Source organism: Kitasatospora sp. NPDC048296 (assembly GCF_043201815.1).
Classification (GTDB): Bacteria; Actinomycetota; Actinomycetes; order Streptomycetales; family Streptomycetaceae; genus Kitasatospora.
Genome location: NZ_JBICZB010000025.1, coordinates 35,171 through 60,593 on the forward strand (window position 1 = coordinate 35,171; position 25,423 = coordinate 60,593).

Below are 25,423 nucleotides of genomic sequence, written 5' to 3' on the forward strand. Positions count from 1 at the left end.
GGCCGGTGACCGGCACCGACGGCCGGAAGCGCGGGGGCGCTCCCGGACGGCGCCCGGCGCTCAGCCGAGCAGCTGGGCGAGCGCGCGGTCGGCGTCCAGGTGCAGGTGCTCCTCGCCCTCGGGGACGAGCAGCCGGCTGCGCCACAGGAAGCGCCGCAGGTCGGTGGTGTCGAACTGGAGCAGCGCGGTGCCCTCCGGGGCCCGCAGCTCGACCATGGTGCGCCGGCCGGGCGCGGGCCGGACGTGGACGTCGCCGACGCCGGTCGGCAGCTCCAGGCCGGCCGAGAGCAGCTGGCGGGCGAAGACCCAGACGATGTCCTCGGTGCCCTCGCCGTCCGGGAGGTCGTCCAGCGAGAACTCGGCGGGGAAGGCCATCCGGACCGCGAACGGGTCCTCCGGCAGGTAGGACAGCACCACGCGCAGCCGGGCGGAGCGGTGCGGGGAGAGGATCAGGCGGGCCTGGACGGCCTCTTCGACGCCGTTGTGCTGCATGGCGGGGTCCCTTCGGGCTGTGGGGGGTGGGGCGGCCTTACACCAGTGAGAGTGGTGGGACGGCCTCCGATTACGCGCTTTCGACAGAGTTTCCAATGTGACCCGCATCACGTCGAATTCCGGCCGTCCCGCCCGCCCGCGGGCTCGGGTCGAAGCGGCCGAACGGCGGCGGGGCCGGTAGGCTGGGCGGGTTGTCCGATCGCCGCCCGACCGCGGGACGGGGCCGCAAAACCGCCTCTGACCTGCGATGATCCCCCTCGGAGACCGTGAGTACTGCCGCCGCCTCCTCGATGCCGCTGTTCTCCGACGTACCGGAGACGCAGGCGCCCGTCCGGGCCGTCGGCCATGCCGCGCCCGCCACCTCGCACCACCTCTCCCCGGCCTTCCCCGGCCGCGCCCCCTGGGGCACCGCCGGCAGGCTGCGGGCCTGGCAGCAGGGTGCGCTGGACAAGTACATCGAGACCCAGCCGCGTGACTTCCTCGCGGTCGCCACCCCCGGCGCAGGCAAGACCACCTTCGCGCTCACCCTGGCCTCGTACCTGCTGCACAACCACCTGGTGCAGCAGGTGACGGTCGTCGCGCCGACCGAGCACCTGAAGAAGCAGTGGGCCGAGGCCGCCGCACGGATAGGCATCAAGCTGGACCCGGCGTACTCCTCCGGGCCGCTGTCCCGCGATTACCACGGCATCGTGGTCACCTACGCGGGCGTCGGGGTCAACCCGATGCTGCACCGCAACCGGACCGAGGCCCGCAAGACCCTCGTGATCATGGACGAGATCCACCACGCCGGTGACTCCAAGTCCTGGGGCGAGGCCTGCTTCGAGGCCTTCGAGCCGGCCACCCGCCGGCTGGCGCTGACCGGGACGCCGTTCCGCTCGGACACCAACCCGATCCCGTTCGTCTCGTACGAGGCGGGCGGCGACGGCATCCGCAAGTCCGTCGCCGACTACACCTACGGCTACGGGCACGCGCTCGCCGACCACGTCGTCCGCCCGGTGATCTTCCTCAGCTACAGCGGCAACATGCGCTGGCGCACCAAGTCCGGCGACGAGCTGGAGGCCCGGCTCGGCGAGCCGATGACCAAGGACCTGATCGCCCAGGCCTGGCGCACCGCGCTGTCCCCGCAGGGCGAGTGGATCCCGGCCGTGCTGCAGGCCGCCGACCGCCGGCTGACCGAGGTCCGCAAGGCGATCCCGGACGCCGGCGGGCTGGTGATCGCCACCGACCAGACGGTGGCCCGGGCCTACGCCAAGATGCTGCGCGAGATCAGCGGCGAGAAGGTCACCCTGGTGCTCTCCGACGAGACCGAGGCCTCGAAGCGGATCTCCGACTACTCGGCCGGGACCTCGCGCTGGATGGTCGCGGTCCGCATGGTGTCCGAGGGCGTCGACGTGCCCCGGCTGTGCGTCGGGGTGTACGCGACCTCGATCTCCACCCCGCTGTTCTTCGCCCAGGCCGTCGGCCGCTTCGTGCGCGCCCGCAAGCGCGGCGAGACGGCCTCGGTGTTCCTGCCGACCATCCCGATGCTGCTGGGCTTCGCCAACGAGATGGAGCTCCAGCGCGACCACGTGCTGGACCGGCCCAAGAAGGAGGGCGACGGCCTCTTCGACGAGGAGGACCGGCTGCTCGCCGAGGCCGAGCGGGCCAACGACGGGCCGGACGGCGCGGGCGGCGAGGAGTTCTCCTACGAGGCGCTCGGCTCCGACGCGGTCTTCGACCGGGTGCTGTACAACGCCATGGAATTCGGCATGCAGGCCCACCCGGGCAGCGAGGAGGAGGACGACTACCTCGGCATCCCGGGCCTGCTGGAGCCGGACCAGGTGCAGATGCTGCTGCAGAAGCGCCAGCACCGCCAGATCCAGCGCAGCAAGACCAAGCCCGCCGAGGAGGCCGACCTGCTGGAGCTGCCGGCCGAGCAGCGGCCGGTCGTCACCCACCAGGAACTGCGCGAGCTGCGCAAGGAGCTGAACGCGCTGGTGGCCGCCTGGCACCACCGCACCAGCCAGCCGCACGGCACCATCCACAATGAGCTGCGCCGCGAATGCGGCGGGCCGCTCACCGCGCAGGCCACCGCCAACCAGCTGAAGGCGCGGATCGCCCGCATCCGGGAGTGGGCGAAGTAACGGTCCGGCGGGTGCGGACGGGCGTGTCCTGGACGGGCCCGTCTGCCCCGGTGTGTCCGGACATCGGACCGGGGGCGGACGCGCGCCCTGTCGCGCCGGTTGATTCAAGGGTGTTTGTCCGGAATTCCCGACGGTGTTGGTGACGATCACGCCCGAATTTTGGACAACCACTTCCGCCGCGACATTTCCTTCACTACCTTTCCCCCACGCTCTTCCGCCGGGCAACCCCCCGCGGGACGGGCTCCGCAGGACCGCGCGGCCGTCAAGGACGACGCCCGCGCGGCCCGAGCGCGGCCACCCCCACCTGCGCGCGACACCGACCTTTGGACCGGCGCCGCCCGCCCCGCGAGCGCCGCGGAAAGGATTGTCCGTCGTGACTGCCGAGACCTCCCAGACGCTGGACCGCGGCGTCCGCGTCCTCAAGCTCCTCGCCGACTCCGAGCGCGGGCTCACCGTCACCGAGCTGGCCGCCCGGCTGGCCGTCAACCGCACCGTGGTCTACCGGCTGCTCGCCACCCTGGAACAGCACGGCCTGGTCCGCCGCGACATCGGCGGCCGCGCCCGGGTGGGCCTGGGCGTGCTGCGGCTGGCGCACCGGGTGCACCCGCTGCTGCGGGAGGCCGCGCTGCCGGCCCTGCGCAGCCTCGCCGAGGACCTCGGCGCCACCGCCCACCTGACCCTGGTGGACGGCAACGAGGCGCTGGCCGTCGCCGTGGTCGAGCCGAGCTGGACCGACTTCCACGTCGCCTACCGGACCGGGCTGCGTCACCCGCTCACCGAGAGCGCGGCCGGCCGGGCGATCCTGGAGGCCCGCGGCTTCCCCAGCCAGCGCCGGCCCGAGCAGGGGTTCGTCATCACCCGTGCGGAGGAACAGTCCGGCGCCAGCGGGGCCGCCGCCGCGCTGCTGGGGCTGAGCGGCATCGAGGGCAGCGTCGGCGTGGTGATGCTGAACGGGCTGGTGCCCGAGCGGGTCGGGCCCCGGGTGGTGGAGGCGGCCACCGAGGTGGCCGACGCCCTGAGGTAGCGCCCTTCCACTCTGGGTGTGTTTGGATTCCCCTTGTGTCCGACACCAAGCTGCCCAAGGCCCTCTCCGCCCCGCGGACCCGCGTGCTCGCGCTCTGCGGGGTGCTGGTCGCCGCCCTGTTCGGCGTCGCCGCCTTCGTCCCGCTGCCGTACACCCTCACCTGGCCGGGCCTGACCGCGGACACCCTGGGCGCCTACCAGGACCGCCCGGTGCTCACCATCACCGGGGCGCCGCTGCGCACCACCGAGGGCGAGCTGCGGATGGTCACCATCTCGGCCACCAACCCGGGGCAGAAGACCAGGTTCTGGCGCGCGCTGCAGGCCTGGTTCAACCCCGACGAGGCGGTCCGCCCGACCGAGACGGTGTACCCGCAGAGCAACCCGACCAAGGCCGAGGAGGTGACGGCCCAGCAGATGGTCGAGTCGCAGGACAGCGCCACCGCGGCCGCGCTCGACTACCTCCACCTCTCGCCGGACCAGGTGAAGGTCAAGGTCGACCTGGGCGACGTGGGCGGCCCGAGCGCCGGCCAGATGCTGGCGCTGGGCATCGTCGACAAGCTGGCCGGCGACGGCAAGGGCGGCGACCTGACCGGCGGGCTCAAGATCGCGGGCACCGGCACCATCGAGAAGGACGGCACCGTCGGCCCGGTCGGCGGCGTGCCGCTGAAGACCCAGGCGGCCGCCCGGGACGGTGCGACGGTGTTCCTGCTGCCCCGGGACGAGTGCGCGGACGCCAAGGTGCACACGCCCAAGACGCTGCGGCTGGTGCCGGTCGGCACGCTCGCCGAGTCGGTCTCGGCGCTGGAGGCGCTCAGGAGCGGCGGCACCGTCCCCAGCTGCTGACCGGTCCCCGTGGCGGCTCGGGCCGCCTACTCGGCGGCTGCCTGGTCCACCAGCGGCAGGATCCGGTACGGCACCGGGTTCTCCAGCACGATCGCGGTGGAGGAGCGGACGATCCCGTCGAAGCCCACCACCCGGTCGATCACCCGCTGCAGATCGGCGTTGGAGCGGGCCACGATCCGCACCAGCATGTCCCCGATGCCGGTGATGGTGTGCAGCTCCAGCACCTCGGGCACACCCGCCAGGTGCGCCCGCACGTCCGCGCCCTGGCCCTGGGAGATCTCCAGGGTCGCGAAGGCCGTCACCGGGTAGCCGATCGCCGCCGGGTCCACCTCCGGGCCGAACCCGCTGATCACGCCCTTGGCCTGCAGCCGGTCCAGCCGGGCCTGCACGGTGCCCCGGGCGACCTGCAGCCGGCGCGAGCACTCCAGCACGCCGATCCGCGGCTCCTCCGCCAGCAGCCGGATCAGCCGGCCGTCCAGGGCGTCGATGGCGTCGTTCCCGCCGCCCGACGGGGGAGCCGAAACACCCTGCGGGGTGGGGGAGTCGGGCGAGCCGGGGGAGCTCGGGGAGTGGGCGGGGGGCATCGCGGCACCGTCCTCCGGTGGGCATTCTGTACAGCGGCGCCGCCGATTCTCCCGCCCCGGGGCACAGCTTGACCAGAAGGAAACGGAACAGTTGCGCGCCGGTCGGCTCGGCGCCACCCTCCAGCCACGACCCCGTGCCTCGGGCCCCACCCCGGACGCGGGGCGGTCCGTACGCCTACCGGGAGGGCCGTCATGACCGACACCGCCGCCGAACCCGTCCTGCTCGCCGCAGGCCCGGCCGAGGGGACGGGAGAGCCGGATCCGCTGTCGATGGGCCGCGCCGACGCGGTGGTCTTCGCGGTCGCCGACGCGCAGCGGGCGGCCCGCCGCTACTGCGCCGCGCTCGGGCTGCGCTGCACCGCGTACGCCGGGCCGGAGACCGGCGAGTCGGAGACGGTCTCGTACGTGCTCGCCGCGCCGGGGACGCGGATCGTACTCACCTCGCCGGTGCGGCCCATCGGCGGCGGAGTCGGCCCGCGCGGCCGGGAGCTGGCGGCGCACCTGGCCCGGCACGGGGACGGGGTGCTGGACCTCGCGGTGAGCGTGCCGGACGTCTACTACGCGTACGACTACGCGGTGGACCGGGGCGCGCTGTCGCTGGCCGAGCCGCACGAGGTGCGGGACCGGTTCGGCTCGGTCGTGCTGGCCACCATCGGGGTGCCGGGCGGCACCAGGCACACCTTGGTCGACCGGGCCGGGTACGCGGGGCCCTACCTGCCGGGGTACGTGCCCTTCGAGAGCTGGTGAGGCCGGTGACGCCGGCTCAGCGGATGGCCGTCTCGACGACCGGCGGGTGGCCGTTCCAGTAGACGAACACCGAGTTGGCCTGGTCGCCCTTGGTGAAGTCCACCCGCATCCACTGGTCGCCGTTCCACACCTGCATCTGCCAGCCCGGGTCCGGGGTGGCGGAGACCAACGAGGCCTTGTCGGCGCGGATGTCCAGGGCCACCCGGCCGCCGGGGATCGGGTAGCTCTTCACCGTGGACGTCGCGGTCGCGGTCGCCGTGGGCCGCCGGGTGGGCGGCGGGGTGGCCGCGGTGACGGCCGCCGGGCGGGTGGCGGTGGCCGTCGGGGAGGCCGACGGGGTCTCGTCCTGGGCGGCCGGGCGCGGCTGGTCGGGGGTGACGGTCGCGGTGTACGGCGTGCCGTCGGCCTTCGGGGACGGCAGCGGCAGCGCCGCGGGCCGCTCGAACGCGGCGCCGGTGAGCACCGCGTGCACGCCGAACCAGGACAGCGCCACCGCCGCCCCGGTGGCCGCCGCCCAGGCGCCGAGCTGTACCAGTCCGTTCCGCATCGTCCGCACATCCTGCCGTATTTCCGGGCAGCCGAGAGCGCACCCCCGGTATTCCGCAGGGCAGTTGCACAATGTCCGGACCGGGCTCGGGCTCACCCCCGAGGTACAGACCACTGCCCGTCGATGGCGTACCGTGCAGGCCCATGGCAACAGTGCTCGTGGTCGAGGACGACCCCTTCGTACGCTCCGCCCTGATCCGCCACCTGACCGACACCGGTCACGCGGTGCGCAGTGTGGGTACGGCCCTGGAGGCGCTGCGGGAGGTCGCCCAGGTCGGCTGCGACCTGGTGATCCTGGACCTGGGACTGCCCGATCTGGACGGCGGCGAGGCGCTCAAGATGATCCGGGGGCTGACCGACGTCCCGGTGATCATCTCCACCGCCCGGGACGACGAGGCCGAGATCGTCCGGCTGCTCAACGACGGGGCCGACGACTACCTGGTGAAACCTTTCTCCGGAGAGCACCTGAGTGCCCGGATGGCCGCCGTACTGCGCCGGCTCGGCAGCGGCGCCGCGCCCGTCGCCCAGGTGCTGCGGGTCGGCGGACTCGCCATCGACCTGCAGCGGCGCGAGGCCGTCCTGGACGGGCGGGCGCTCGACCTGACCCGGCGCGAGTTCGACCTGCTGGCCTTCCTGGCCGCCCGGCCCGGGGTGGTGGTGCCCCGCAAGGAGATCCTCGCCGAGGTCTGGCAGCAGACCTACGGCGGCGACCAGACCATCGACGTCCACCTCTCCTGGCTGCGCCGCAAACTCGGCGAGACCGCCGCCAACCCCCGCTACCTGCACACCGTCCGGGGCGTCGGGGTCCGGCTGGAAGCCGTCGGGGACCCCGGGGGGCACCGGACGTGAAGCGGTTCGCGCACTCGCTGCGCTGGGCCCTGATCAAGGCCGCGGTCGCCGGGACCACCATGGTCGCGCTGGCCTTCCTCATCCCGCTCGGCCTGATGGTCCAGCAGACCGCCCGGGACCGGGCCTTCACCGCCGCCGAGCGGCAGGCCGCCGCGCTCGGTCCGGCGCTCGCCATCACCATCGACCAGGACGCCGTCGACCGGGCGCTGGCCAGCACCGACGCGGGCGCGCAGGGGCGGATGGCGGTGCACCTGCCGGCCCCCACCGGGGCGCCGACCGGCGGCGGACCGGACGGCCCCACCATCGGCGAGGGGCGCGCGGCCCTCGGCGACGTGGCCACCGCCGGCGGGCAGGGCCGCTCCTTCACCGTCGCGGTGCCCGGCGGGTACGCCCTGCTCCAGCCGGTCGCGGTGGACACCGGACGGACCGCCGTGGTCGAGGTGTTCGTGGCCGAGAGCGACCTCACCCGGGGCGTCCCCACCGCCTGGCTGGTGCTCTCCGCGGTCGCGCTCGGCCTGGTCGCCATCTCGGTGCTGGTCGCCGACCGGATGGGCGGCCGGATCGTCGCCTCCGCCCGTCGGCTCGCCGCCGCCGCCCGCTCGCTCGGCGCCGGGAACCTCGCGGTCCGGCTCCCGGTGACGGGCAAGCAGGTCGACGGCAGCCCCGAGGAACTGCGCGAGGCCGCCCAGGCGTTCAACACCATGGCCGACCGGGTGGTCAAGCTCGTCGCCGCCGAACGCGAGCTGGCCGCCGACCTGTCGCACCGGCTGCGCACCCCGCTGACCGTGCTGCGGCTCAACGCCGCCTCGCTCGGCGACGGCGACGCGGCCGACGCCACCCGGCACGCGGTGGCCCAACTGGAGCGCGAGGTCGACCAGATCATCCGCTCCGCCCGTCGCGCCCCCGAGGACGCGCCCGCCGTCGCGGTCGGCTGCGACGCCGCCGAGGTGATCCGCGAGCGGGTCGGCTTCTGGTCCGCGCTGGCCGAGGACGAGGGCCGCCGCTGGCAGCTGGCCGGCGCCGAGCGGGCCGTGCCGGTGCCCGTCCAGCGCGCGGACCTGGCCGCCGCCGTCGACGCGCTGCTCGGCAACGTCTTCCGGCACACCGCCGTGGGCACCGCCTTCTCGGTGGACGTGCTGGCCACCGACTGCTCGGTGATCGTGCTGGTCGGCGATGCCGGGCCGGGCTACAGCGACCCGGCCGCCGCCCTCAGGCGCGGCGAGGGCCACGGCGGCGAGGGCTCCACCGGCCTCGGCCTGGACATCGTCCGCAAGCTCGCCGAATCCACCGGCGGGGACCTGGCGCTCGGCCGCTCCGCCGTCCTCGGCGGCGCGGAGACCCGGCTGCGGCTGCGCACCCGGGCGGAGGACGACGCACCCCCCGCGCGGTCCGGACGGCGGCGGTCGCGGGGCGCGTCGTTCCAGAAGTGAGGGTGCCGAAAGCGAGGGCGCCGGAAGTGGGCGGGATGCCGGGTGGTGTCCTGCTGCTCAACCCGTCGGCCGTTCCGCAGCTCGGGCCGCGTTTGTGACGCTGGGTAGTCGATCGTGGCCAGGCCGGGTTCGGCGCCATCCGGTATCGTCGCTGGTTGGCCGAGCGGTGGACGGAGTGGACAGTGACAGCGGTGCAAGACGAGCGCAGCCCGGTGCGGACCGTACCCGACCCCTCGCCCGCCCCCCTGTCCAACCGGCTGCGGCTCGCGCTCGACGCCCCCGTGCGCGCGCTGCGCGAGGCGCCCCGCCGCCCGCTGCTGGCTGCCTCGGCCGTGGCCCTGCTGTCGCTGGTCGTGTACACGGTGGTCCGCCACTTCGTCCACACCTCGATGGTGGACATGATCGTCTACCGGGCCGAGGGTGCCGCCGTAGCCAACGGCACCGACCTGTACGCGCTGCGCGTCACCGAGTGGAACCTGCCCGCGACGTACCCGCCGTTCGCGGCGATGCTGTTCGTCCCGACCACCTGGTTCCCGGTCCCCTTCCTCCGGATCGCGATCACTCTCGGCAACCTCGGGCTGCTCGCCCTGCTGGCCCACCTGTCCTTCAAACTGGTCGGCTGGCCGCGCCGCGAGCTGCGGCCGGTCGGCGTGGTCCTGGTGACCGGAATCGGCGTCTGGCTCGAACCCGTCTTCACCACGCTCCGGTACGGCCAGATCAACCTCGCGCTCGCCTGTCTGATCCTCTGGGACCTCACCCGTTCGGACGGGCACCGCAGCAAGGGCGTGGCGATCGGAATCGCGGCCGGCATCAAGCTCACCCCCGGCCTGTTCGCCGTCTACCTGCTGATCACCGGCCGGGTCCGGGCCGCCTTCACGGCGGGCCTCACCTTCCTCGGTACCTTCCTGATCGGCGCGCTCTTCCTGCCCGACGCCACCTGGGGTTTCTGGACCAAGTACCTCTACGACTCCTCCCGGGTCGGCAAGACCGAGATCGTCGACAACCAGTCGCTGCGCGGCGCCTTCGCCCGCCTGCTGCACACCGCCGACCCCGGCATCCTGGCCACCCTCGGCGCAGGTGTGGTCGCGTTGGCCGGCCTCGCCGTCGCCGCCTGGGCCGCCCGCAGTGGCCGCTGGCTGCCCCGGTCCGAGGCCTGGGGCGTCTGCTGCGCCGCCGTCACGGCCGTGCTGATCTCGCCGATCAGCTGGACCCACCACTGGATCTGGTGCGTGCCGATGCTCGTCCTGCTCGCCGCCGAGGCCTCCGTGGAGCGCGCCCGCCCGGCCGGGGTGCGCAGGCTGCGCTGGCGGGCCGCGTTCTGGGCCACCGCGCTCGCCTTCGTGTCCTTCGCGATGTGGGCCGCCAAGCCGATCGGCCTGGCCGTCCTCCACATGTCACCGCTGCGCCAGGTACCCACCTCGATCTATCCGTGGGTCGGACTCTGCTTCCTGCTCGCTGCCGCGATCCGGATAAGGGCTCGGCGGCGGTCCGCCGGCGCGCCGCTCGTCCGGCTGCCCGGACAGCGCAGCGGCGACGGCGGCCCGGACGCCACCCGCGGTCGTCAGCAGGCCCCCGCGGCCCGCTGAGCCGGCGGGGGCGCCGCTCCCGTTCTCCTGTTCCCGTCGCACCTGGACGTGCCGGTGTGCGTCGTGGACGTGCCGGTGCACGCTGCGGCGCACGCCTACGCGAGCAGCTCGGCGAGCGAGCCGTCCATGTCCAGCGCGGCCAGCTCGCTGCCCGGCGGGACCAGCCGGTGCGCCCGCTCCAGCCAGGCCGCGACGGCCGGCAGCGGCGCCTCCAGCAGCGCGTCCCCGGCCGGCGAGCTGAGCGCCAGGCAGAGCACGCTGCGCCGGCCCGAGCGGGTCGGCCAGATCCGCACGTCGCCCTGGCCGCACGGGCGGAAGGTGCCCTCCACCAGCAGCTCGCGGGCGAACACCCAGGTGACCGGGGAACCGGTGTCCAGGTGGAAGGTGATGTACACCGCGTACGGGTCATGGCTGCCGTAGGTCAGCCGGGCCGGGACGGGGACGCTGTGCTCGGGGGAGAGCACCAGGTTGAGCTCCAGCTCGTGCTCCACGACGCTGACGGGGCGGTCCATGATCGTCTGCCTCTCTGTCTTCGGTTCGTGCCCGGTTCCGGGCCCTGTGACCTTTGAGAGGGCGGTCCACACCGGCTCTTACACACGTTTCCGGGTTTTCTCCGGGAAATTTCGTCAGGGGTGGTGAACGACCTGGGTCGCGGCGCGGGGCACCTGTCGCGCGCCGGTTTCTTTACCTCGGGCGGCCCTCCGCTGTCCGGGGATTCGCCAACTTCCCGTCGGCACTCCGGCGAGGCACTACCCTTTGTGACGACTCGGCGACTGTCCGCCCATCGGTGGGCGCCTCCACGTGCGCGCCGAGCGCCCCAGGGCGTGCGCGGGCGCGCCGCAGTGGCATGCGCTGAGACCCGTGTTGAGACCTGTTCCGACCCGTTCCGACCGTGCCGACCCCCATCGGCCCTCGTCGGGACCTGGCAGGAGAGAAGACCCCCATGGCGGACCGTCCCTTCGCCGCCGACGGCGACCCGGCCGTCGCACCCGGGCCGGGCTACTACCCCGACCCCTCCATCCCCGGCTTCGTCCGGTACTGGGGCGGCTCGGCCTGGGTGCCGGGCACCACCCGCCCCTCGCCGGCCGAGGGCGAGGTGCTGGAGCCGCCCCGGTTCGCCGCCCGGCGGCCCGCCCCCGACGTGGCCGCGGCGCGGGCGGTGCCGCCCCCGGCGGTGCCGCAGGTGCGGTCGCACTCGCCCTCGCCGCTGCCCTCGGACCTGCCCGCGCCTTCGTCCTCGCCCTCGCCCGCGCCTTCGCCCGCGTCCTCGCGTTCGTACGCGACCTCCGGTGACACCGGGCCGGTCTACCTCGACCAGACCACCGGCGGGGCGTCCTTCGTGGTCGGACCGCGGGTGGCGGAGGTGATCGGCGGGCCGGTGTTCCGGACCGTCGAGCCCGCCGCGCAGGAGGCGCCCGGGGCATCCGGCTGGCAGGCCGATCCGCAGGCGCAGCGGGGTCTGATGGAGACGGGTGGAGCGCCGCGCTGGGTCTCCTGGGGGGTGCTTCCGGGGGCGCCCGAGGCGGAGGAGGGGCACGCGGAGGCTGAGCTCGCTCCGGTTGCCGTGGAGGTGGCCGCCGCGGTCGCAGCCGCCATGGCGACGGTGGTGCGCGAGGCGCCGACGCCGGTCGCGGCCGCCGGGGCGGTGCCGGTGGTCGAGGCGGAGACGGTGGCGGAGACGGGGGTGGGGGTCGAGTCGGCGGTTGAGGCGGCGGGTGGGGCGTCGGCGGCTGAGGCGCCGGGGGCTGGGCCGAAGGCCGCGACCGCGACCGCTCCCGTGCGGTCCGGGCCCGCCTCGGCGCCCGCTTCCGCCGCTGCGCTGCCCGCCGTGCGGCCGGCCCGGGAGGCCGCCGTGCGTCGTCGGCCCGCCCCCGCCGTACCCGCCGGGCTGGGGCGGCGGCTGGCGGCGAGGGCGGTGGACACCGGGGTGCTGCTGGTGGTCGCCGTCGCCGCCGGGATCCCGCTCGGGCGCTCGGTGGCCGATCACCTGCAGCAGAAGCTCGACCAGGCCAAGATGGCCAGCTTCCTCACCCGCCGCCAGGTCCAGGTCTGGCTGGTGGACGACGTGGTGGTGGGCAAGCTGGCCGTGCTGCTCGGCATCCTGGTGTTCGTCAGCCTGCTCTACGAGGTGCTGCCGACCGCCCGGACCGGCCAGACCTTCGGCAAGCGGCTGGCCCGGATCCGGGTGGTGGACGCCACCGAGCCCGGCCGCACCCGGCTGAGCCTCGGCCGCTCGCTGCTGCGATGGGTCGTCAGACAGCTCGGGCTGGTGCTGCTGCTCGGCCTGGTGTGGCCGGTGTTCGACCGTCCGGCGCGGCGTGGCTGGCAGGATCGGGCGGCCCGTACCCGGGTGGTTCGCAGCTCAGGCCGCGGGGGCCATTGCTGAGGGTCATCGCGTCGGCCTTCCGGCCCCCGAGCAGCAAAACGGACAAAATGTCCCAAATGTCGAGAATGTGCGATGTTCTACTCGGGGAATGAGCACCCACGACCCCTCAGGCCCCCAGCCGGAGGGGGGCGGTAAGCCCTCCTTCGACAAGCAGCCCCCGTACCCCGGCGGCGGCACGCCGGAAGGCGAACCGCCGCGCCCGACCCCGTCCGAGGCCCCGTCCGACGCCCCGCGCGGCACCCCGACCGAGGGCCCCGGCGCCTACCAGGGCACCTACGGCGGGTCCGACCACGGTCAGCCCCCGTACGGTCGGCCCCCGTACGACCAGCCCCCGCCCGGCTACGGCACCGGCCCCGGCATGTACGGCACCCCCGGACCCGTCCCCGGGATGCCGCCGATCGGCACCTGGCCCAAGCGGATCGTCGCCCGGCTCATCGACTACGTCATCATGCAGGCCGTCGGCGTGGTCATCGTGGGGCCCTTCGTCGACCTCAGCACGCGCGGAGGCTCCACCAGCGCGTTCTGGCTCGGCTGCGCCGCCTACCTCATCTACGAGGGCCTGATGCTCAGCCGGGACGGCCAGACCCTCGGCAAGAAGGCGATGAAGGTCCGCGTCGCCATGCTGATCGACGGGAACCCGCCCACCCAGGCCGCCGCCTGGACCCGGGCCGCCGTCTACATCCTCCCGGCCGTGGTCTGCTGCGCCGCCCTGTGGTGGCTCATCGACGGGATGTTCGGCGTCTTCGACCAGCCCTTCCGGCAGTGCATCCACGACAAGGCCGCGAAGACCGTGGTGGTCACCACCCAGGTCTGAGCGCGGCGGCGGACGGCGCCCGGCGGCGGATCAGCGCTGCCGGGCGTACTCGCGTCCGGCCGCGACGGGGGAGGCCCCGGCCTCCTCGGTGCGGGCGGCCCGGGCGGAGACGGACAGCGAGAGCACCGTCACCACGGTGCCGAGCGCCAGCGCGAAGGCCACCAGCACCGCGACCTCCAGGACGCCCGAGGCGCCCGAGACGGCCAGCAGTGCCACCGTGGTGGCGACGACGGTGAACGAGCCGAGGCAGAACTGGGCAGCGGACGGACGCGGCATGGCGGGGGTCCTTCGCACGTCGGGGGAAACGGGCGGGAATGGTGCCGGTCCAAGGGTCTTACCCGGCAGGGGAGTTCGGTAAGTCCAGGCTAACCCGCAGGGTCGGGGGCACAGGGGGCGCACGGGCTCACCCCGGGGTCGTCCGAGCCCCTCGGTACGGTGGAACACGTCCACACCACGCAGACCGGGGGAACCGACCGTGCCCATCCCCGCCGACTGGCCGACCACCGAGGCCCAGGCGCTCGCCGAACAGGAACGGCTCCGGCCGCTCGTCCGGGCCGTCGACGACGACGGATCCGAGGACCGGCTCATCGCCGGGGTCGACGTCGCGTACGACGACGACCGCGACCTCGTCGTCGCCGCGGCCGTCCTGCTCGACCGGGACACCCTGGACGTCGTCGAAGAGGCCACCGCCGTCGGCCGGATCGCCTTCCCCTACGTCCCCGGACTGCTCGCCTTCCGCGAACTCCCCGCCGTCCTCGACGCCTTGGCCGCCCTCACCCGCACCCCCGACACCGTCGTCTGCGACGGCTACGGCCTCGCCCACCCCCGACGCCTCGGCCTCGCCAGCCACCTCGGCGTCCTCACCGGGCTGCGCACCCTCGGCGTCGCCAAGACCCCCTTCACCTTCGACCACCGCGAACCCGACGCCGAACGCGGCTCCTGGACCCCGCTCACCGACCCCGCCACCGGCGAGGAGGTCGGCCGCGCCGTCCGCACCCGCCCCGGCGTGAAACCCGTCTACGTCTCGGTCGGCCACCGCATCGGCCTCGACACCGCCGTCACCACCACCCTCGACCTCGCCCGCCGCTACCGGCTGCCCGAGACCACCCGGCACGCCGACTCCCTCTGCCGCCGCGCCCTGGCCGAGGCCCAGCGCGCCCGGACGCCCTCGAACTGACCCCACCCCGGGCGGAATTCGGACCCGGTGTGTTAGACATGACACGCCGGGGCCCGGGCCCCGACCGCAGGGGACGGACGCAACGGGGGAGGCGCCGAAGTGGGATCAGGGACCGGCTCGACCGGCGGGAACGGACAGGGCTACCGCGTCGAGATCGAGCAGCTCCGCACCTTCGCGGGCCAAGTGCGGCTGCTGCTCAAGGCGTTCGAGAAGGACGCCAACGGCACCAACACCCACGGGCTCAGCGGAATCGGCAAGGACGCCTTCGGTACCTTCGCCGAGGCCACCGAGATCCACGACCGCTACGGCACCATGCGGGACGCGCTGCGCGACGTGCTCAACCAGCTTCAGAAAGCCATCGACGAGGCCCAGAAGAGCGCCGAACTCACCGCGACCAACTACGAGGAACACGACCAGCACGTGGCCAAGAAGCTCAACCTCGCCGACGACGGCTGGTCGGTCGCCGACCCCTCCGCCACCAGCAAAGCCGCCTACGAGGCGAACCAAGTCCCGTCCGTCCGCGGCAACGCCACCCGCTAGCCACCGCCCGCGACCCGAACGGAGGGGAACCACCCGTGGTCTACACGGACTTCACCAAGTACAGCCACGCCCAGCTCCGCAAGATGGCGCAGGCCCTGGACCCCGGTGCCGTGATGGCCGCCGGCGACCCCTGGCGCAAGGCGGCGACCACCCTCAAGGAGATCCGCAAGACCCTCACCAAGGTCAGCACCGAGGCGGCCACCTCCTGGGAAGGAACGACCAGCGACTCCTTCCACTCCTCCATGCTCACCCTCGCCGCCAACATCAACGAGGCCGCCGCCTACGCCAACGACGCGGCCAACACCCTCCACAACATGTCCGAGGCGATGGCCAAGGCCAAGCGCGACATGCCGGAGGAACCCGGCAACTGGGACAAGTTCAAGGACACCGTCGGAGACGTCTTCAGCACCGAGGACGACCACATCCAGGTCGCCGACCGGAAGAAGGCCGAAGCGGCGGCGATCATGCAGACGCTGGCGATGCACTACCGGATCGCTACGCCGGCATTGAAGGCTCCGCCGTTGCCTTCGCAGAAGGGCTTTGAGAAGAAACCCGGTGATTCGGGATCGCAGGATGACCCGAGCAACGCGGCGGCAGCCGTGACGGCCGCAGTGTTCTCGGGGACATCGTTCGGTGTCGGTGGAACGTCGGCGCGGTCGGCGGCTGTCACTGCGCCGCAGCGGCCCAGGTCCGCGCAGACGTCGACGGTGACTGGTTCCACCTCCAGGAGTGTGGCCGCCCCGACCGACGCCGGGATCAAGGGAGGTACGGCGCAGGCCCCGCCGAAGCCGTCGACCACAGCGAGCCGTGTTTCTGATTCGGGTGTCTCGGGCACTCCGGTGTCCCGTCCGAGCGGAAGCGTGCCGAGCCCCGTCACTTCCGGGACCCAGACGTCCGGCCTCACCACGACCTCGCCCACAGGTCCCACGAGCGGACCGATCGCCGGTGGGGATGGGCAGGCGACGGTCAATCCCTCGGGGCCGACCATGCAGAGCACCCCGGTCGGGCCAGGTCTCGGGCAGGGCAAGACCGGATTCGGCGGCAAAGAACTCCCCGGCAGCGCGACACCGGTGGAGGGCACGGGTCCCCGTAGTGGCCGGGCCGTCGGTACCGGGGGTGGCGGTGAGGTCTATCCAGGCATCGGAGCCGGGGGCCGTGGGGCATCGGGCACCAAACAGGTGGGCGGTTCTGTGGCCCGGCCCGGGGGCGCTGTCCGTGAGACGCCGTCGCCCGGCGCCGGAGCACGTGGCAAGCAGGCCTTCACGGAGGGCGGATCGGGACTGGGGGCTCGGAACCGGATGGCTGCTGAAGCCGAGGCCCGTGGCACGGGCGCTATGGCGCACGGCGTCCCGATGAGTGAGGCACAGCGCCGCAAGAAGGACCGTGGGAAGGACGGTAGGCGACCGGACTACCTCGTCGAGGACGAGGAGACCTGGGCGTCGGACAAGCCGACCAACCCGAACGTGGTGGAATGAGGCCGGTCCGTAGACGGACGGGTGATCTGATCGCATCCCGCAGGTCGGTGATCTGCGGGATGCCTCGTTGAGTGGGGTGACCGGGTTTGACGAGCCGCCTGTTGGCGCGTGGTACGGCGGTCCTTGCCGCTGGGGCATTGGTCTGGGCCGTCGCCGCACCGGCGGCATCCGCCGATCAGATCAGGGACAAGCAATGGGCCCTGAAGACCTTCGAGGCCGATACGAAGATCTGGCCGATCAGCCAAGGTGAGGGTGTCACTGTTGCGGTGATCGACAGCGGGGTGAACTCGGAGCATCAGGACTTGACCGGGCAGGTCCTTCCTGGGGCTGACTTCTCCGGTACCAAATCGGATGGTCGCATCGACACCGACGGCCATGGCACGGCCATGGCGAGCCTGATTGCAGGGCACGGGCACGGTACGCAGGCCGGAGTCATGGGCCTGGCCCCGAAGGTGAAGATCCTTCCGGTGAAGGTGAGGACGAGCGATGGCGGTCCTATCCCTGAGCAGAACGACCTGGCGGCGGCCATCCGCTATGCAGCGGACAACGGTGCGAAGGTCATCAACATGTCCCTCGGGGGCTCGCAGTTCGATTCGCAGTCGCGCAAGGCTGTGGCGTACGCGGTGTCGAAGGACGTTGTGCTGGTCGCGGCCACGGGCAACGACGGTAAGAGCGACGGCGTCGGATATCCGGCCGCTTTCCCGGGGGTGGTGGCCGTAGGAGCGGCGGACTCCAAGGGAGTCGTCTGGGAGGACTCCACATCGGGTTCCGAGACCACGCTCATCGCGCCCGGCGTGGGGATCTATCACGCATCGGCGAAGTCCCCGACGAGCTACGCGGTTGGGGATGGTACTTCCGACGCCACCGCCTACGTCTCCGCCACCGCCGCGCTCATCCGTTCCAAGTACCCCGACCTGTCCGCCGGTCAGGTGGTCAACCGGATGATCAAGACGGCCACCCCGCCCGCCAACGGGACGGTGGTCCCCAACAACCACTACGGCTACGGGACCGTCGCCCCCGCGAAGGCGCTGGAGGCGAACCCGGCCGTGGACAACGGGCCGAAGGAGAACCCGCTCGTGAAGCGGCCCGAGTCGAAGGGGTCCCCGCCGGTCGACGACGACAGCGACGCGACGGACCAGCCCTCCGTGCAGCCCGTCGTCCCCGAAGGGGACAGCGGCGGCAGCAGCGACAACACCGGCCTGGTGATCGGCGCCGCGGCCGCCGGTGCCGTGGTGCTCGGGGCGTCGGTGGCCGCGGTGCTGATGGCGCGGCGGCGGAAGCGGGCGGCTGCCGCTACCTCCTGGCCGCAGCAGCAGCCGCCGCAGTGGCCCCCGTACGGTGGCCCCGGTCAGTGAGCGGCGAGCCAGTCGTCGCGTAGGGCGGCCATGTGGAGGACGTCCCAGTAGCGGTCGTCCCAGTGGTGGGCCTGGCGGGCGCGGCCTTCGAGGGTGAAGCCGGCCTTCCGGTAGGCGTGGACGGCGCGTTCGTTGTACTCGTATACGTCGAGGTGAACGCGGTGGAGGCGGACGGTCTCGAAGGCGTGGCGCAGGACCAGGAGGGTGGTTTCGGTGCCGATGCCGCGGCCGGTGCTGTCGGGGGTGAGGGCGATCCGGAAGCCGGCGGAGGAGTTGTCGGGGTCGACGTCGTTGAGGGCGGTCTCGCCGAGGAAGCGGCCGGTGGCGGGGTCTTCGACGGCGAGGTCGATCCGGTCGGGCTGGTCGGGGCGGGTGGCGCACCAGTTCTCGATCCGGTCGCGGGTGAAGACCGTTCGGGTGCCGGTGAGTCGGTTGGTCTCCCGGTCGGTGCAGAGCTTCCACATCGGCTCGGTGTGCCGGGCGTCCAGGGGGACGAGCCGGATGGTGGGGCCGTGCAGGGTGGGTTTCACCGCGAGGGCGGAGAGGTCGGCGGGCATGGTGCCCAGGATGCCCGCCGATACCCGTTCGTGCAGGGAATTGTTCGTGCGGGGGAGCTATTCGGCGACGGCGATCTGCTGCCGGTGGTGGGCCGGGGTGGTGAGTTCGTCGACGACGGCGACGGCGAGGTCGGCCTGGGCGATGCGGGGGCCGAGGACCTGGGGACCGCCGACGCGGTAGCGGCCGGTGCCGGGGGCGGTGCGGTCGAGGTCCATCGGCGGGGTGACGACGACCCAGTCGAGGGTGGCGGGGGAGTCGTGCAGCAGGTCGAGGGCGGCGGAGTGGCCGAGGGAGAAGGTGCGGTACGCCTCGGGGAATTCGGGGTCGTCGTGGACGGCGACGCCGGGGGCGGTCTCCAGGGTGGTGGCGATGCCGACGCTGATGAGTCGTCGGACGTCGGCCCGGTCGAGACCGGTGACGAGTGCGGTGGTGGCGGCGCGGTAGAACTCGGCGGAGGGGGTGTCGGGGGTGTAGACGGAGCTGACGGCGGCCGGGTGTCCGGGGGCGGTGGCGGCGACGGCGGCCGGGTCGGTGACGTCGCAGCGCAGCAGGGTGACGCCCTCCCCGGCGAGGTCGGCGTGGCGTTCGGGGTCGCGGACGGCGGCGGTGACGGTGAGGCCGCGCCGGCGGGCCTCGGTGACGACGGCTCGGCCGACCTGCCCGCCCGCGCCGTAGACGATGACGTCCGCGCGGTGCTGCCGGCCGGTGGTGGTGCTGGTCATGGCGGTCTCCTGTCCGGTGGGGCGGGCTGGTTCGCCCGCCGTTGCCGGGACGGTAGACCGGAGGGTGCCGGTTACTTCAACGGTACCGGCCCCCAGCGGGTACCGTCGGGGGTATGACGCAGACCGGTGTCGCGCCGTTGCCGGCGGACTTCTTCCCGGCCGACTGCCCGGTGCAGTCGGTGCCGGTGCTGGGCAGCCGCAAGTGGGCCTGGAAGATCATCCGTTGTCTGGAGGACGGCCCGCGCCGCTTCTCCGAGCTGCGGGTCCCGTTGAGCGGCATCACCGCCAAGGTGCTGGCGGAGTCGCTGCGTTCGATGGAGCAGGACGGCGTGGTGGCCCGGACCGAGTACGCCGAGAACCCGCCGCGGGTGGAGTACGCGCTGACGTCGCTGGGCCGCACGCTGCTCGGGCCGATGGACGCGGTGTGCGAGTGGAGCCGTGAGAACCTGGGCGCCCTGCTGGCGGCCCGGCTGGAGTACGAGCGCCAAGGGCACTGACCTGCGGGCCCGGTGGCGCGGGGCGCCCTGGCAGTAATTCGGCGGTCGCTGGCGCCCAGGCCGCTGGTGGGGTGGTCCGGGCGGGCGCCATGCTGGGCGGCATGAGCACTTCCGAGAACGCCCTGAGCCCCGCCGACGCGATCGTCCCCGACACCAAGGACTGGACCTGGGTGCTGGAACGCCCGTGCCCCGACTGCGGGTTGGACACCACGGCAGTGGCCGCCACGGACGTCGCCGCGATGGTCCGGGCGAACGCGCACGGCTGGCTGACGGTGCTGGCCGGCGACGGGGAGGGGCTGCGGCGCCGTCCGTCCCCGGAGATCTGGTCGGACCTGGAGTACGCCTGCCACGTCCGGGACGTCTTCCGGCTGTTCCTCGTCCGGCTGAACCTGATGCTGGACCAGGACGGCCCGCTGTTCCCCAACTGGAACCAGGACGAGACGGCGGCGGCCGAGCGCTACTGGGAGCAGCAACCGCAGGTGGTGGCAGGGGAACTGGCGGAGGCCGCCGAGGCTCTGTCGGCGGCGTTCGACGCGGTGGCGGGGGAGCAGTGGCGGCGGACCGGGGACCGCAGCGACGGGGCGCGGTTCACGGTCGAGTCCTTCGCCCGCTACCTGATCCACGACCCGGTGCACCACCTGTACGACGTGACGGGCGAGCGGGTCTGAGGCCCCCGGGGGCGGGCGGGGTCACCAACCGGAGGCCTCGTGCAGCATGGTGCGCCGCAGCCGCCCGGCCACGCTGGCGGTGTCGGTGCCGATGACGTCGGCGATCTCGGGTGCGGCGAGGCCGACGACGTAGTGGAGGATCGCCAGGTCGTCGTCGGCGGGGTGGCGGTCCGGGGCGACGGGCACCTGCCGGGTGTGCTCCGCGACGGTGCCGCGCAGGATCTGCCAGGCCAGCGCGGTCGGGTTGTGGCTGGTCAGTAACTCCCGCCACTGGACGGCGATTTCCGCGAAGGCCTGCTGCACGGCGGTGGTCGCGTCGCCGTGCTCGGCCAGCCATACCCGGGCGTAGCTGAGGTACCGGGGGCGGTGGAGTTCGCAGAAGGCCGCGAATTCCAGTGGTACGTCCTCCGGTTCGCCGGGCTCGGGGGGAGGCCCGGCGGCGCTCGCGTGACGGTTGGTCATCTCGTCTTCTCGGAAAGGGAGATGGGTTTCTGACGGTCGATCATCTGTGCTCACTCTACGGTAGGCCCTCGGTGCGCTGGGTGACCAATCTGATGGAATGCCCGGAACCCGCCGCCGCTCGGCCGGTTCCGGCGACAGCCGGTGCGGCGCGGCGGCGGTACTGCCGGTCGAGGTCGGGCGAGGGCCGGTCGCGGCCGGTCCTGGGAGTGCTGCGCAATGGTGCGGGGGGACGTAGGTGCGAGCGTGTCGCAGCTGGTCAGAGGGTGTATGAGGAGAGGTGCTGCAGAGCAGCTGAGGTGCCACCGTAGGGCCTGCCGGGTCCGGCGTCCACGCCCACGGCGCGAAGTCGCGGCCGCACAACCATCCGCGCAACCGCACTCACGGTGGGTGTTGCGTCGGGGCGGGTACCGGTGGGCGGGGGCGGGTTGCGGCGATCGCGCGCCCCGGCGGCCTGCGGCAACCGGGGCGCGGGGCGGGGCGGCGCGGGGCCACCCGGTCAGGAGCTCGTACGGGCCTCCGAGGGGGCGATCCGGTCATCGGCGGTCCTGCCGCGTTCGACCTGGGCGGGAAATGCCTCAAAGGCCGTCCGCCGGGCCAGCTGGGCCGCCGTGGCGGCCTCCTCGCGCTCGCACCGGTGCGCGCCGTCCGCGTGCGCCGTACCGGCGCGTGCCGCCCCCGTGCGCGCCCCCGCCGCCCGCCGGCGCCGGCCGAGCGCGACCCGCTCGGCGTGTTCCTCGGCTGCCTGTCTAGCGGCCAGATAGGCCTGCACGGCCGCCATGCCGTAGACCGGCTGGATGAGCTGGTGTCCCTTGAAGAAGGGTCTGGCCGGCGCGAACCCGGCGGCGACCACCAGGTCGCGGATCTCGGCTATCTCCGCCTCGCTGCGGGCGGTGAAGCGGACCTCCCAGCCCTTCTTGTACGTATGGCCCTTCTCGCCGCTGCGGCGGGCCGGGTCCGGGCGGCGGACGTATCCGGGCAGGCGGCCGAGGCGGAGCTGGGCCGCGCGGAGGCCGGCGGTCTCGTCACGTGACATGACGTAAGCCTAGGCAATCCCCGGGGCGGGATTGACGCGCCGGGGGTCCCTCGCCGTATGCCCTTGATCACTCTGGGTCAGGCGACCAGGTCGGCGATCGTTTTCGATCGGATCCGATAGCCATATGAACGTCATTTACTCCAAATGAGTGAGGGTATGGGGACTTTAGTGCAGGCTGATCCCGGTTTGGCGACGGTTGCGTAACAGTGCGTCAGGCTGCGACTCGCGAGCGGCGGGGGTTGGGGATGGTGTCGGCATGAGCGAACGCAGTGAGCGAACCATCAAGGGGTGCGCATGGGCGAGCGAAGCGAGGCGGGTCGCATGAGCTACCGGATTCCCTCGTCGCCGCCGTCCCTGGAGGAACTGGCGAAGCGTCAGCAGAACGTCGTCACCGCGAGTCAGCTGCGCGCCCGGGGCGTGCCGGCCCGGGTCGTCACCGGGCACTGCCGCCGGGGCGGCCCCTGGCAGCGGCTGCTGCCCCGGGTCTACCTGCTGCAGTCCGGCGAGCCCACCCCGGAGCAGCGGATGTGGGCCGCGCTGCTGTACGCGGCGCAGAACGGCCGGGAGGAGGGCCGCCGCGAGGGTGCGGTGATCACCGGGGCCGCCGCGCTGGCGTTGTACGGCTTCGCCGCCGTGCCCCGGCTGCCCGCGGTGACCGGGGTGGACGTCCTGGTGCCCCGCCAGCGCCGGCTCAAGGACGCCGGCGAGGTGCGGATCCGGCGCACCGAACGGGAGTTGGTGGCCCGCTCGGTGCACGGCCTGGCCTGCGCGCCGGTGGCCCGGGCGGTCGCGGACGCGCTGTGCGAGTGGACGGCCGACCCGGACACCCCGGCGCCGGTGCGCGAGGTGCTGCGCGAGGCCGTCGCCCGCCCGGAGAACCGCTGCACGGTACGGGAGTTGGCCGATGAGCTGGTCGACTCCGGGCTGACCGGCGAGCCGCGGGTGCGGGCGGCGCTGGACGAACTCCTCGCCGGTGACCGGGACTTGGTGCTGGAGCAGGTCGGCCGACTGGTGGACGAGTGGCTGCTGCCCGCCCCGCTGAGCTCCCCCGAGCTGCGGATGCGCGGCGGCACCTACATCGCCGTCCCGGACCTCTACTGGCCGGAGCGCGGCGTCGCGGTGGAGGTGGACTCGGACCTGCGCTGCGTCAGCGAGGGCGAGGCCGCCTGGGTGCGCGGCGGCCAGCACCGGATGGAGTACCTGGGCATCCGGGTGGTGTACGTCTCCGGCGCCCGGCTGGCCGCCGACCCGGAGGCGGTCGGCGGCGAACTGCGCGAGGCCTACCGGGTCGGCGGGACGGACGTGGTGGAACTGCTGGTGGTCTGAACGCCGCCCGTGCTCACCGGAGCTACGACCGGACCACCGGCGTGCCGATCAGCTCGACCCCGGCCGCCCGCAGTTCGTCCAGCGCGGCGGCGGTGGTTCCCGGCGCCACCCCGGCGGTGAGGTCGAGCAGCACCCGGGTGGTGAAGCCGGCCCGCACGGCGTCCAGGGCGGTGGCCCGGACGCAGTGGTCGGTGGCGATGCCGACCACGTCGACCTCGTCGACCTGCCGTTCGCGCAGCCACTCCACCGGGCCGCGGGCGTTCTCGTCCAGTCCCTCGAAGCCGCTGTAGGCCGCCGAGTAGGCGCCCTTGTCGAACACCGCCTCGACCGCGCCGGAGATCACGGCGGGCGCGAAGTTGGGGTGGAAGCCGACGCCTTCGGTGCCGGCCACGCAGTGCACGGGCCAGCTGGAGACGTAGTCCGGCTCGGCCGAGAAGTGCTCGCCCGGGTCGATGTGGTGGTCCCGGGTGGCGAGGATGTGCTGGTAGCCGGGGGAGGACTCGGCGATCAGATCGGTGATGGCGGCGGCCACCTCGGCGCCGCCGGCGACGGCCAGACTGCCGCCCTCGCAGAAGTCGTTCTGCACGTCGACGACGATCAGTGCCCGGTGCATGGCTCGCATCCTCGGATGTGGGGGCGGTGTGCCCCGGTGGTGGGGGGCCTCGGCGGTTCTGGAGGATTCCAGGGGAACTCTACGGCTGACTCTAGGGAGTGGCGCGCGGGGGCGGAAGGCCTCAGTGCCCACCGCCGGTCCGCGCGGATCCGGCCCGGCCGGGGTCAGTCGATCAGCTCGCTGGGGATGACCGGGTCGCCCTTGGAGAGCTGAGTGGCCGACAGCGGCAGCGCCGCCCGGGCCCGGACGTGCCGCTCGCGGGCGGCGCTCAGCGGCTCGCGGCCGACCGTCTCGCCGCCCAGCACCAGCGGCACCTGCACCAGGTGCGGCCGAAGCTCGTCCGGGACCGCGCCGGTGCCGATCACCTCGGCCTCGGCCACGCCTTCGGCGTCGGGCCGGCGGGCGGCCCACTTGCGGCCGCCGATGCTGGTCTTGCCGCCGGCCGCGCGCTTGGCCACCGGCACCAGCCGGCCGTCCTCGGTCTCGGCGCGGGCGACCAGCTTGTAGACCATGGCGCAGGTCGGGTGGCCGCTGCCGGTGACCAGGCTGGTGCCGACGCCGTAGCCGTCCACCGGGGCGGCGGCCAGGGCGGCGATCGCGTACTCGTCCAGGTCCGAGGTGACGATGATCCGGGTCTTCTCGGCGCCGAGCTCGTCCAGTTGGCGGCGGACCCGGTGGGCCAGCAGGGTGAGGTCGCCGGAGTCGATCCGGACCGCGCCCAGCTCGGGGCCGGCCACCTCGACGGCGGTGCGGACCGCTTCGTGCAGGTCGAAGGTGTCGACCAGCAGCGTGGTGCCCTTGCCCATCGAGGCGATCTGGGCCTGGAAGGCGTCCCGCTCGCTGTCGTGCACCAGGGTGAAGGCGTGGGCGGAGGTGCCGGTGGTCGGGATGCCGTGGGTGAAGCCGGCCTCCAGGTCGGAGGTGGCGGCGAAGCCGGCGATGTAGGCGGCCCGGGCGGCGGCGACGGCGGCCTGCTCGTGCGCCCGGCGGGCACCCATCTCGATCACCGGACGGCCGCCGGCGGCGGCGGTCATCCGGGAGGCGGCGGCCGCGATCGCGGAGTCGTAGTTGAGGATCGACAGGATCACCGTCTCCAGGAGCACCGCCTCGGCGAAGCTGCCCTCCACGGTGAGCACCGGGGAGCCGGGGAAGTAGACCTCGCCCTCGGGGTAGCCGTGGATGTCGCCGCGGAAGCGGTAGTCGGCGAGGAAGCGCAGGGTGTCGTCCTCGACCACGCCCTGGTCGGCCAGCCAGCCCAACTGGGCGCTGCTGAAGCGGAAGTTCTCCACGGCGTCCAGTACCCGGCCGGTGCCGGCCAGGACGCCGTAGCGGCGGCCGCCGGGCAGGCGGCGGGTGAACACCTCGAAGACGGAGCGGCGGTGCGCGGCCCCGCTGCGCAGGGCGGCCTGCAGCATGGTGAGCTCGTAGCGGTCGGTGAGGAGCGCGGTCGACCCGGCCGCGCGCACTGAAGTGGCGTCCATGAGGATGATGCTACTACCACTTAGCGTCAAAGTGACGATTTCTCGCGCGATGGCCCGGGCCGGAATCGCCCGGGTGTCCCCCGGATGGCAGCA

General features: G+C 73.3%; 27 protein-coding genes. 16 read left to right on the forward strand and 11 right to left on the reverse strand.

Annotated elements, in window-relative coordinates:
* Positions 1 to 60: 60 nt before the first annotated feature.
* Positions 61 to 492 (reverse strand): SsgA family sporulation/cell division regulator, encoded by a 432-nt coding sequence (locus tag ACGF12_RS17140; protein ID WP_393029990.1) that lies wholly within the window; start codon positions 490 to 492, stop codon positions 61 to 63.
* A gap of 290 nt (positions 493 to 782) precedes the next feature.
* On the opposite strand from ACGF12_RS17140, the gene ACGF12_RS17145 reads away from it, so the two are divergent.
* The 3 genes from ACGF12_RS17145 to ACGF12_RS17155 all read left to right on the forward strand — a co-directional run bounded on the left by ACGF12_RS17145 (position 783) and on the right by ACGF12_RS17155 (position 4,481).
* Complete coding sequence (locus tag ACGF12_RS17145) at positions 783 to 2,615, forward strand: DEAD/DEAH box helicase (protein WP_393030173.1); 1,833 nt, start codon at positions 783 to 785, stop codon at positions 2,613 to 2,615.
* Between the two features lie 373 nt (positions 2,616 to 2,988).
* The gene (locus ACGF12_RS17150) at positions 2,989 to 3,639 is read left to right on the forward strand and encodes a helix-turn-helix domain-containing protein (protein WP_350739323.1); all 651 of its coding nucleotides are present in this window, start codon (positions 2,989 to 2,991) and stop codon (positions 3,637 to 3,639) included.
* Between the two features lie 35 nt (positions 3,640 to 3,674).
* Positions 3,675 to 4,481, forward strand: coding sequence for a S16 family serine protease (locus tag ACGF12_RS17155; RefSeq protein WP_393029993.1), 807 nt, complete (start codon positions 3,675 to 3,677; stop codon positions 4,479 to 4,481).
* Positions 4,482 to 4,507: 26 nt separating this feature from the next.
* Here ACGF12_RS17155 and ACGF12_RS17160 read toward each other — a convergent pair whose 3' ends face one another.
* On the reverse strand, positions 4,508 to 5,065 hold the full coding sequence (locus tag ACGF12_RS17160) for an Lrp/AsnC family transcriptional regulator (protein WP_393029996.1): 558 nt from the start codon (positions 5,063 to 5,065) through the stop codon (positions 4,508 to 4,510).
* A 192-nt stretch (positions 5,066 to 5,257) separates the two neighbouring features.
* On the opposite strand from ACGF12_RS17160, the gene ACGF12_RS17165 reads away from it, so the two are divergent.
* Positions 5,258 to 5,812: a VOC family protein gene (locus ACGF12_RS17165; protein ID WP_393029999.1), complete on the forward strand. Its 555-nt coding sequence runs from the start codon at positions 5,258 to 5,260 to the stop codon at positions 5,810 to 5,812.
* A gap of 16 nt (positions 5,813 to 5,828) precedes the next feature.
* Here the strand turns inward: ACGF12_RS17165 and ACGF12_RS17170 are convergent, their stop codons facing one another.
* Positions 5,829 to 6,359 (reverse strand): hypothetical protein, encoded by a 531-nt coding sequence (locus ACGF12_RS17170; RefSeq protein ID WP_393030002.1) that lies wholly within the window; start codon positions 6,357 to 6,359, stop codon positions 5,829 to 5,831.
* Positions 6,360 to 6,502: 143 nt separating this feature from the next.
* Here ACGF12_RS17170 and ACGF12_RS17175 point away from each other — a divergent pair, with 143 nt between their 5' ends.
* From ACGF12_RS17175 to ACGF12_RS17185, 3 genes are all read left to right on the forward strand, one after another.
* Positions 6,503 to 7,207, forward strand: a complete 705-nt coding sequence (locus ACGF12_RS17175) for a response regulator transcription factor (protein WP_393030005.1) — start codon at positions 6,503 to 6,505, stop codon at positions 7,205 to 7,207.
* 17 nt (positions 7,208 to 7,224) lie between these two features.
* On the forward strand, positions 7,225 to 8,637 hold the full coding sequence (locus tag ACGF12_RS17180) for a sensor histidine kinase (RefSeq protein ID WP_393030176.1): 1,413 nt from the start codon (positions 7,225 to 7,227) through the stop codon (positions 8,635 to 8,637).
* A 182-nt stretch (positions 8,638 to 8,819) separates the two neighbouring features.
* Entirely contained in the window at positions 8,820 to 10,223 is a 1,404-nt protein-coding gene (locus tag ACGF12_RS17185) for a glycosyltransferase 87 family protein (RefSeq protein ID WP_393030008.1), read from the forward strand.
* A 95-nt stretch (positions 10,224 to 10,318) separates the two neighbouring features.
* Here the strand turns inward: ACGF12_RS17185 and ACGF12_RS17190 are convergent, their stop codons facing one another.
* The gene (locus tag ACGF12_RS17190; RefSeq protein ID WP_355671848.1) at positions 10,319 to 10,735 is read right to left on the reverse strand and encodes an SsgA family sporulation/cell division regulator; all 417 of its coding nucleotides are present in this window, start codon (positions 10,733 to 10,735) and stop codon (positions 10,319 to 10,321) included.
* Positions 10,736 to 11,166: 431 nt separating this feature from the next.
* Here ACGF12_RS17190 and ACGF12_RS17195 point away from each other — a divergent pair, with 431 nt between their 5' ends.
* Together ACGF12_RS17195 and ACGF12_RS17200 are read left to right on the forward strand one after the other, a co-directional pair.
* Positions 11,167 to 12,609, forward strand: coding sequence for an RDD family protein (locus ACGF12_RS17195; RefSeq protein ID WP_393030011.1), 1,443 nt, complete (start codon positions 11,167 to 11,169; stop codon positions 12,607 to 12,609).
* An 88-nt stretch (positions 12,610 to 12,697) separates the two neighbouring features.
* Positions 12,698 to 13,423 carry an RDD family protein gene (locus ACGF12_RS17200; protein WP_393030014.1) on the forward strand — a complete coding sequence of 242 codons (726 nt, stop codon included), beginning with the start codon at positions 12,698 to 12,700 and terminating at the stop codon, positions 13,421 to 13,423.
* Between the two features lie 30 nt (positions 13,424 to 13,453).
* Here ACGF12_RS17200 and ACGF12_RS17205 read toward each other — a convergent pair whose 3' ends face one another.
* Positions 13,454 to 13,699 carry a hypothetical protein gene (locus ACGF12_RS17205; RefSeq protein ID WP_393030017.1) on the reverse strand — a complete coding sequence of 82 codons (246 nt, stop codon included), beginning with the start codon at positions 13,697 to 13,699 and terminating at the stop codon, positions 13,454 to 13,456.
* A 199-nt stretch (positions 13,700 to 13,898) separates the two neighbouring features.
* Here ACGF12_RS17205 and ACGF12_RS17210 point away from each other — a divergent pair, with 199 nt between their 5' ends.
* The 4 genes from ACGF12_RS17210 to mycP all read left to right on the forward strand — a co-directional run bounded on the left by ACGF12_RS17210 (position 13,899) and on the right by mycP (position 17,970).
* Positions 13,899 to 14,600 (forward strand): endonuclease V, encoded by a 702-nt coding sequence (locus tag ACGF12_RS17210; protein ID WP_393030020.1) that lies wholly within the window; start codon positions 13,899 to 13,901, stop codon positions 14,598 to 14,600.
* A gap of 99 nt (positions 14,601 to 14,699) precedes the next feature.
* A complete protein-coding gene (locus ACGF12_RS17215) occupies positions 14,700 to 15,140 on the forward strand; it encodes a hypothetical protein (RefSeq protein ID WP_393030022.1) in 441 nt (146 codons plus the stop codon).
* Positions 15,141 to 15,175: 35 nt separating this feature from the next.
* Positions 15,176 to 16,615, forward strand: coding sequence for a hypothetical protein (locus ACGF12_RS17220; protein WP_393030025.1), 1,440 nt, complete (start codon positions 15,176 to 15,178; stop codon positions 16,613 to 16,615).
* A gap of 86 nt (positions 16,616 to 16,701) precedes the next feature.
* Positions 16,702 to 17,970, forward strand: a complete 1,269-nt coding sequence (mycP, locus tag ACGF12_RS17225; RefSeq protein WP_393030028.1) for a type VII secretion-associated serine protease mycosin — start codon at positions 16,702 to 16,704, stop codon at positions 17,968 to 17,970.
* On the opposite strand, the gene ACGF12_RS17230 is transcribed toward mycP, so the two are convergent.
* Positions 17,964 to 18,527 carry a GNAT family N-acetyltransferase gene (locus ACGF12_RS17230; RefSeq protein WP_393030030.1) on the reverse strand — a complete coding sequence of 188 codons (564 nt, stop codon included), beginning with the start codon at positions 18,525 to 18,527 and terminating at the stop codon, positions 17,964 to 17,966. The two genes, mycP and ACGF12_RS17230, sit on opposite strands and share 7 nt — an antisense overlap.
* 57 nt (positions 18,528 to 18,584) lie before the next feature.
* Positions 18,585 to 19,250, reverse strand: a complete 666-nt coding sequence (locus tag ACGF12_RS17235; RefSeq protein WP_393030032.1) for an NAD(P)-dependent oxidoreductase — start codon at positions 19,248 to 19,250, stop codon at positions 18,585 to 18,587.
* A 113-nt stretch (positions 19,251 to 19,363) separates the two neighbouring features.
* Here ACGF12_RS17235 and ACGF12_RS17240 point away from each other — a divergent pair, with 113 nt between their 5' ends.
* Together ACGF12_RS17240 and ACGF12_RS17245 are read left to right on the forward strand one after the other, a co-directional pair.
* Positions 19,364 to 19,747, forward strand: coding sequence for a winged helix-turn-helix transcriptional regulator (locus ACGF12_RS17240; protein WP_393030035.1), 384 nt, complete (start codon positions 19,364 to 19,366; stop codon positions 19,745 to 19,747).
* A 101-nt stretch (positions 19,748 to 19,848) separates the two neighbouring features.
* Entirely contained in the window at positions 19,849 to 20,415 is a 567-nt protein-coding gene (locus tag ACGF12_RS17245; protein ID WP_393030038.1) for a DinB family protein, read from the forward strand.
* Between the two features lie 21 nt (positions 20,416 to 20,436).
* Here ACGF12_RS17245 and ACGF12_RS17250 read toward each other — a convergent pair whose 3' ends face one another.
* Together ACGF12_RS17250 and ACGF12_RS17255 are read right to left on the reverse strand one after the other, a co-directional pair.
* Positions 20,437 to 20,877, reverse strand: a complete 441-nt coding sequence (locus ACGF12_RS17250) for a hypothetical protein (RefSeq protein WP_393030041.1) — start codon at positions 20,875 to 20,877, stop codon at positions 20,437 to 20,439.
* Between the two features lie 496 nt (positions 20,878 to 21,373).
* On the reverse strand, positions 21,374 to 21,910 hold the full coding sequence (locus tag ACGF12_RS17255) for a hypothetical protein (RefSeq protein ID WP_393030044.1): 537 nt from the start codon (positions 21,908 to 21,910) through the stop codon (positions 21,374 to 21,376).
* 294 nt (positions 21,911 to 22,204) lie between these two features.
* Here ACGF12_RS17255 and ACGF12_RS17260 point away from each other — a divergent pair, with 294 nt between their 5' ends.
* Positions 22,205 to 23,236, forward strand: a complete 1,032-nt coding sequence (locus ACGF12_RS17260) for a hypothetical protein (protein WP_393030046.1) — start codon at positions 22,205 to 22,207, stop codon at positions 23,234 to 23,236.
* A 22-nt stretch (positions 23,237 to 23,258) separates the two neighbouring features.
* On the opposite strand, the gene ACGF12_RS17265 is transcribed toward ACGF12_RS17260, so the two are convergent.
* Positions 23,259 to 23,849 (reverse strand): isochorismatase family protein, encoded by a 591-nt coding sequence (locus tag ACGF12_RS17265; protein WP_393030049.1) that lies wholly within the window; start codon positions 23,847 to 23,849, stop codon positions 23,259 to 23,261.
* A gap of 164 nt (positions 23,850 to 24,013) precedes the next feature.
* Positions 24,014 to 25,330: a nicotinate phosphoribosyltransferase gene (locus ACGF12_RS17270; protein WP_393030052.1), complete on the reverse strand. Its 1,317-nt coding sequence runs from the start codon at positions 25,328 to 25,330 to the stop codon at positions 24,014 to 24,016.
* Positions 25,331 to 25,423: the final 93 nt, after the last annotated feature.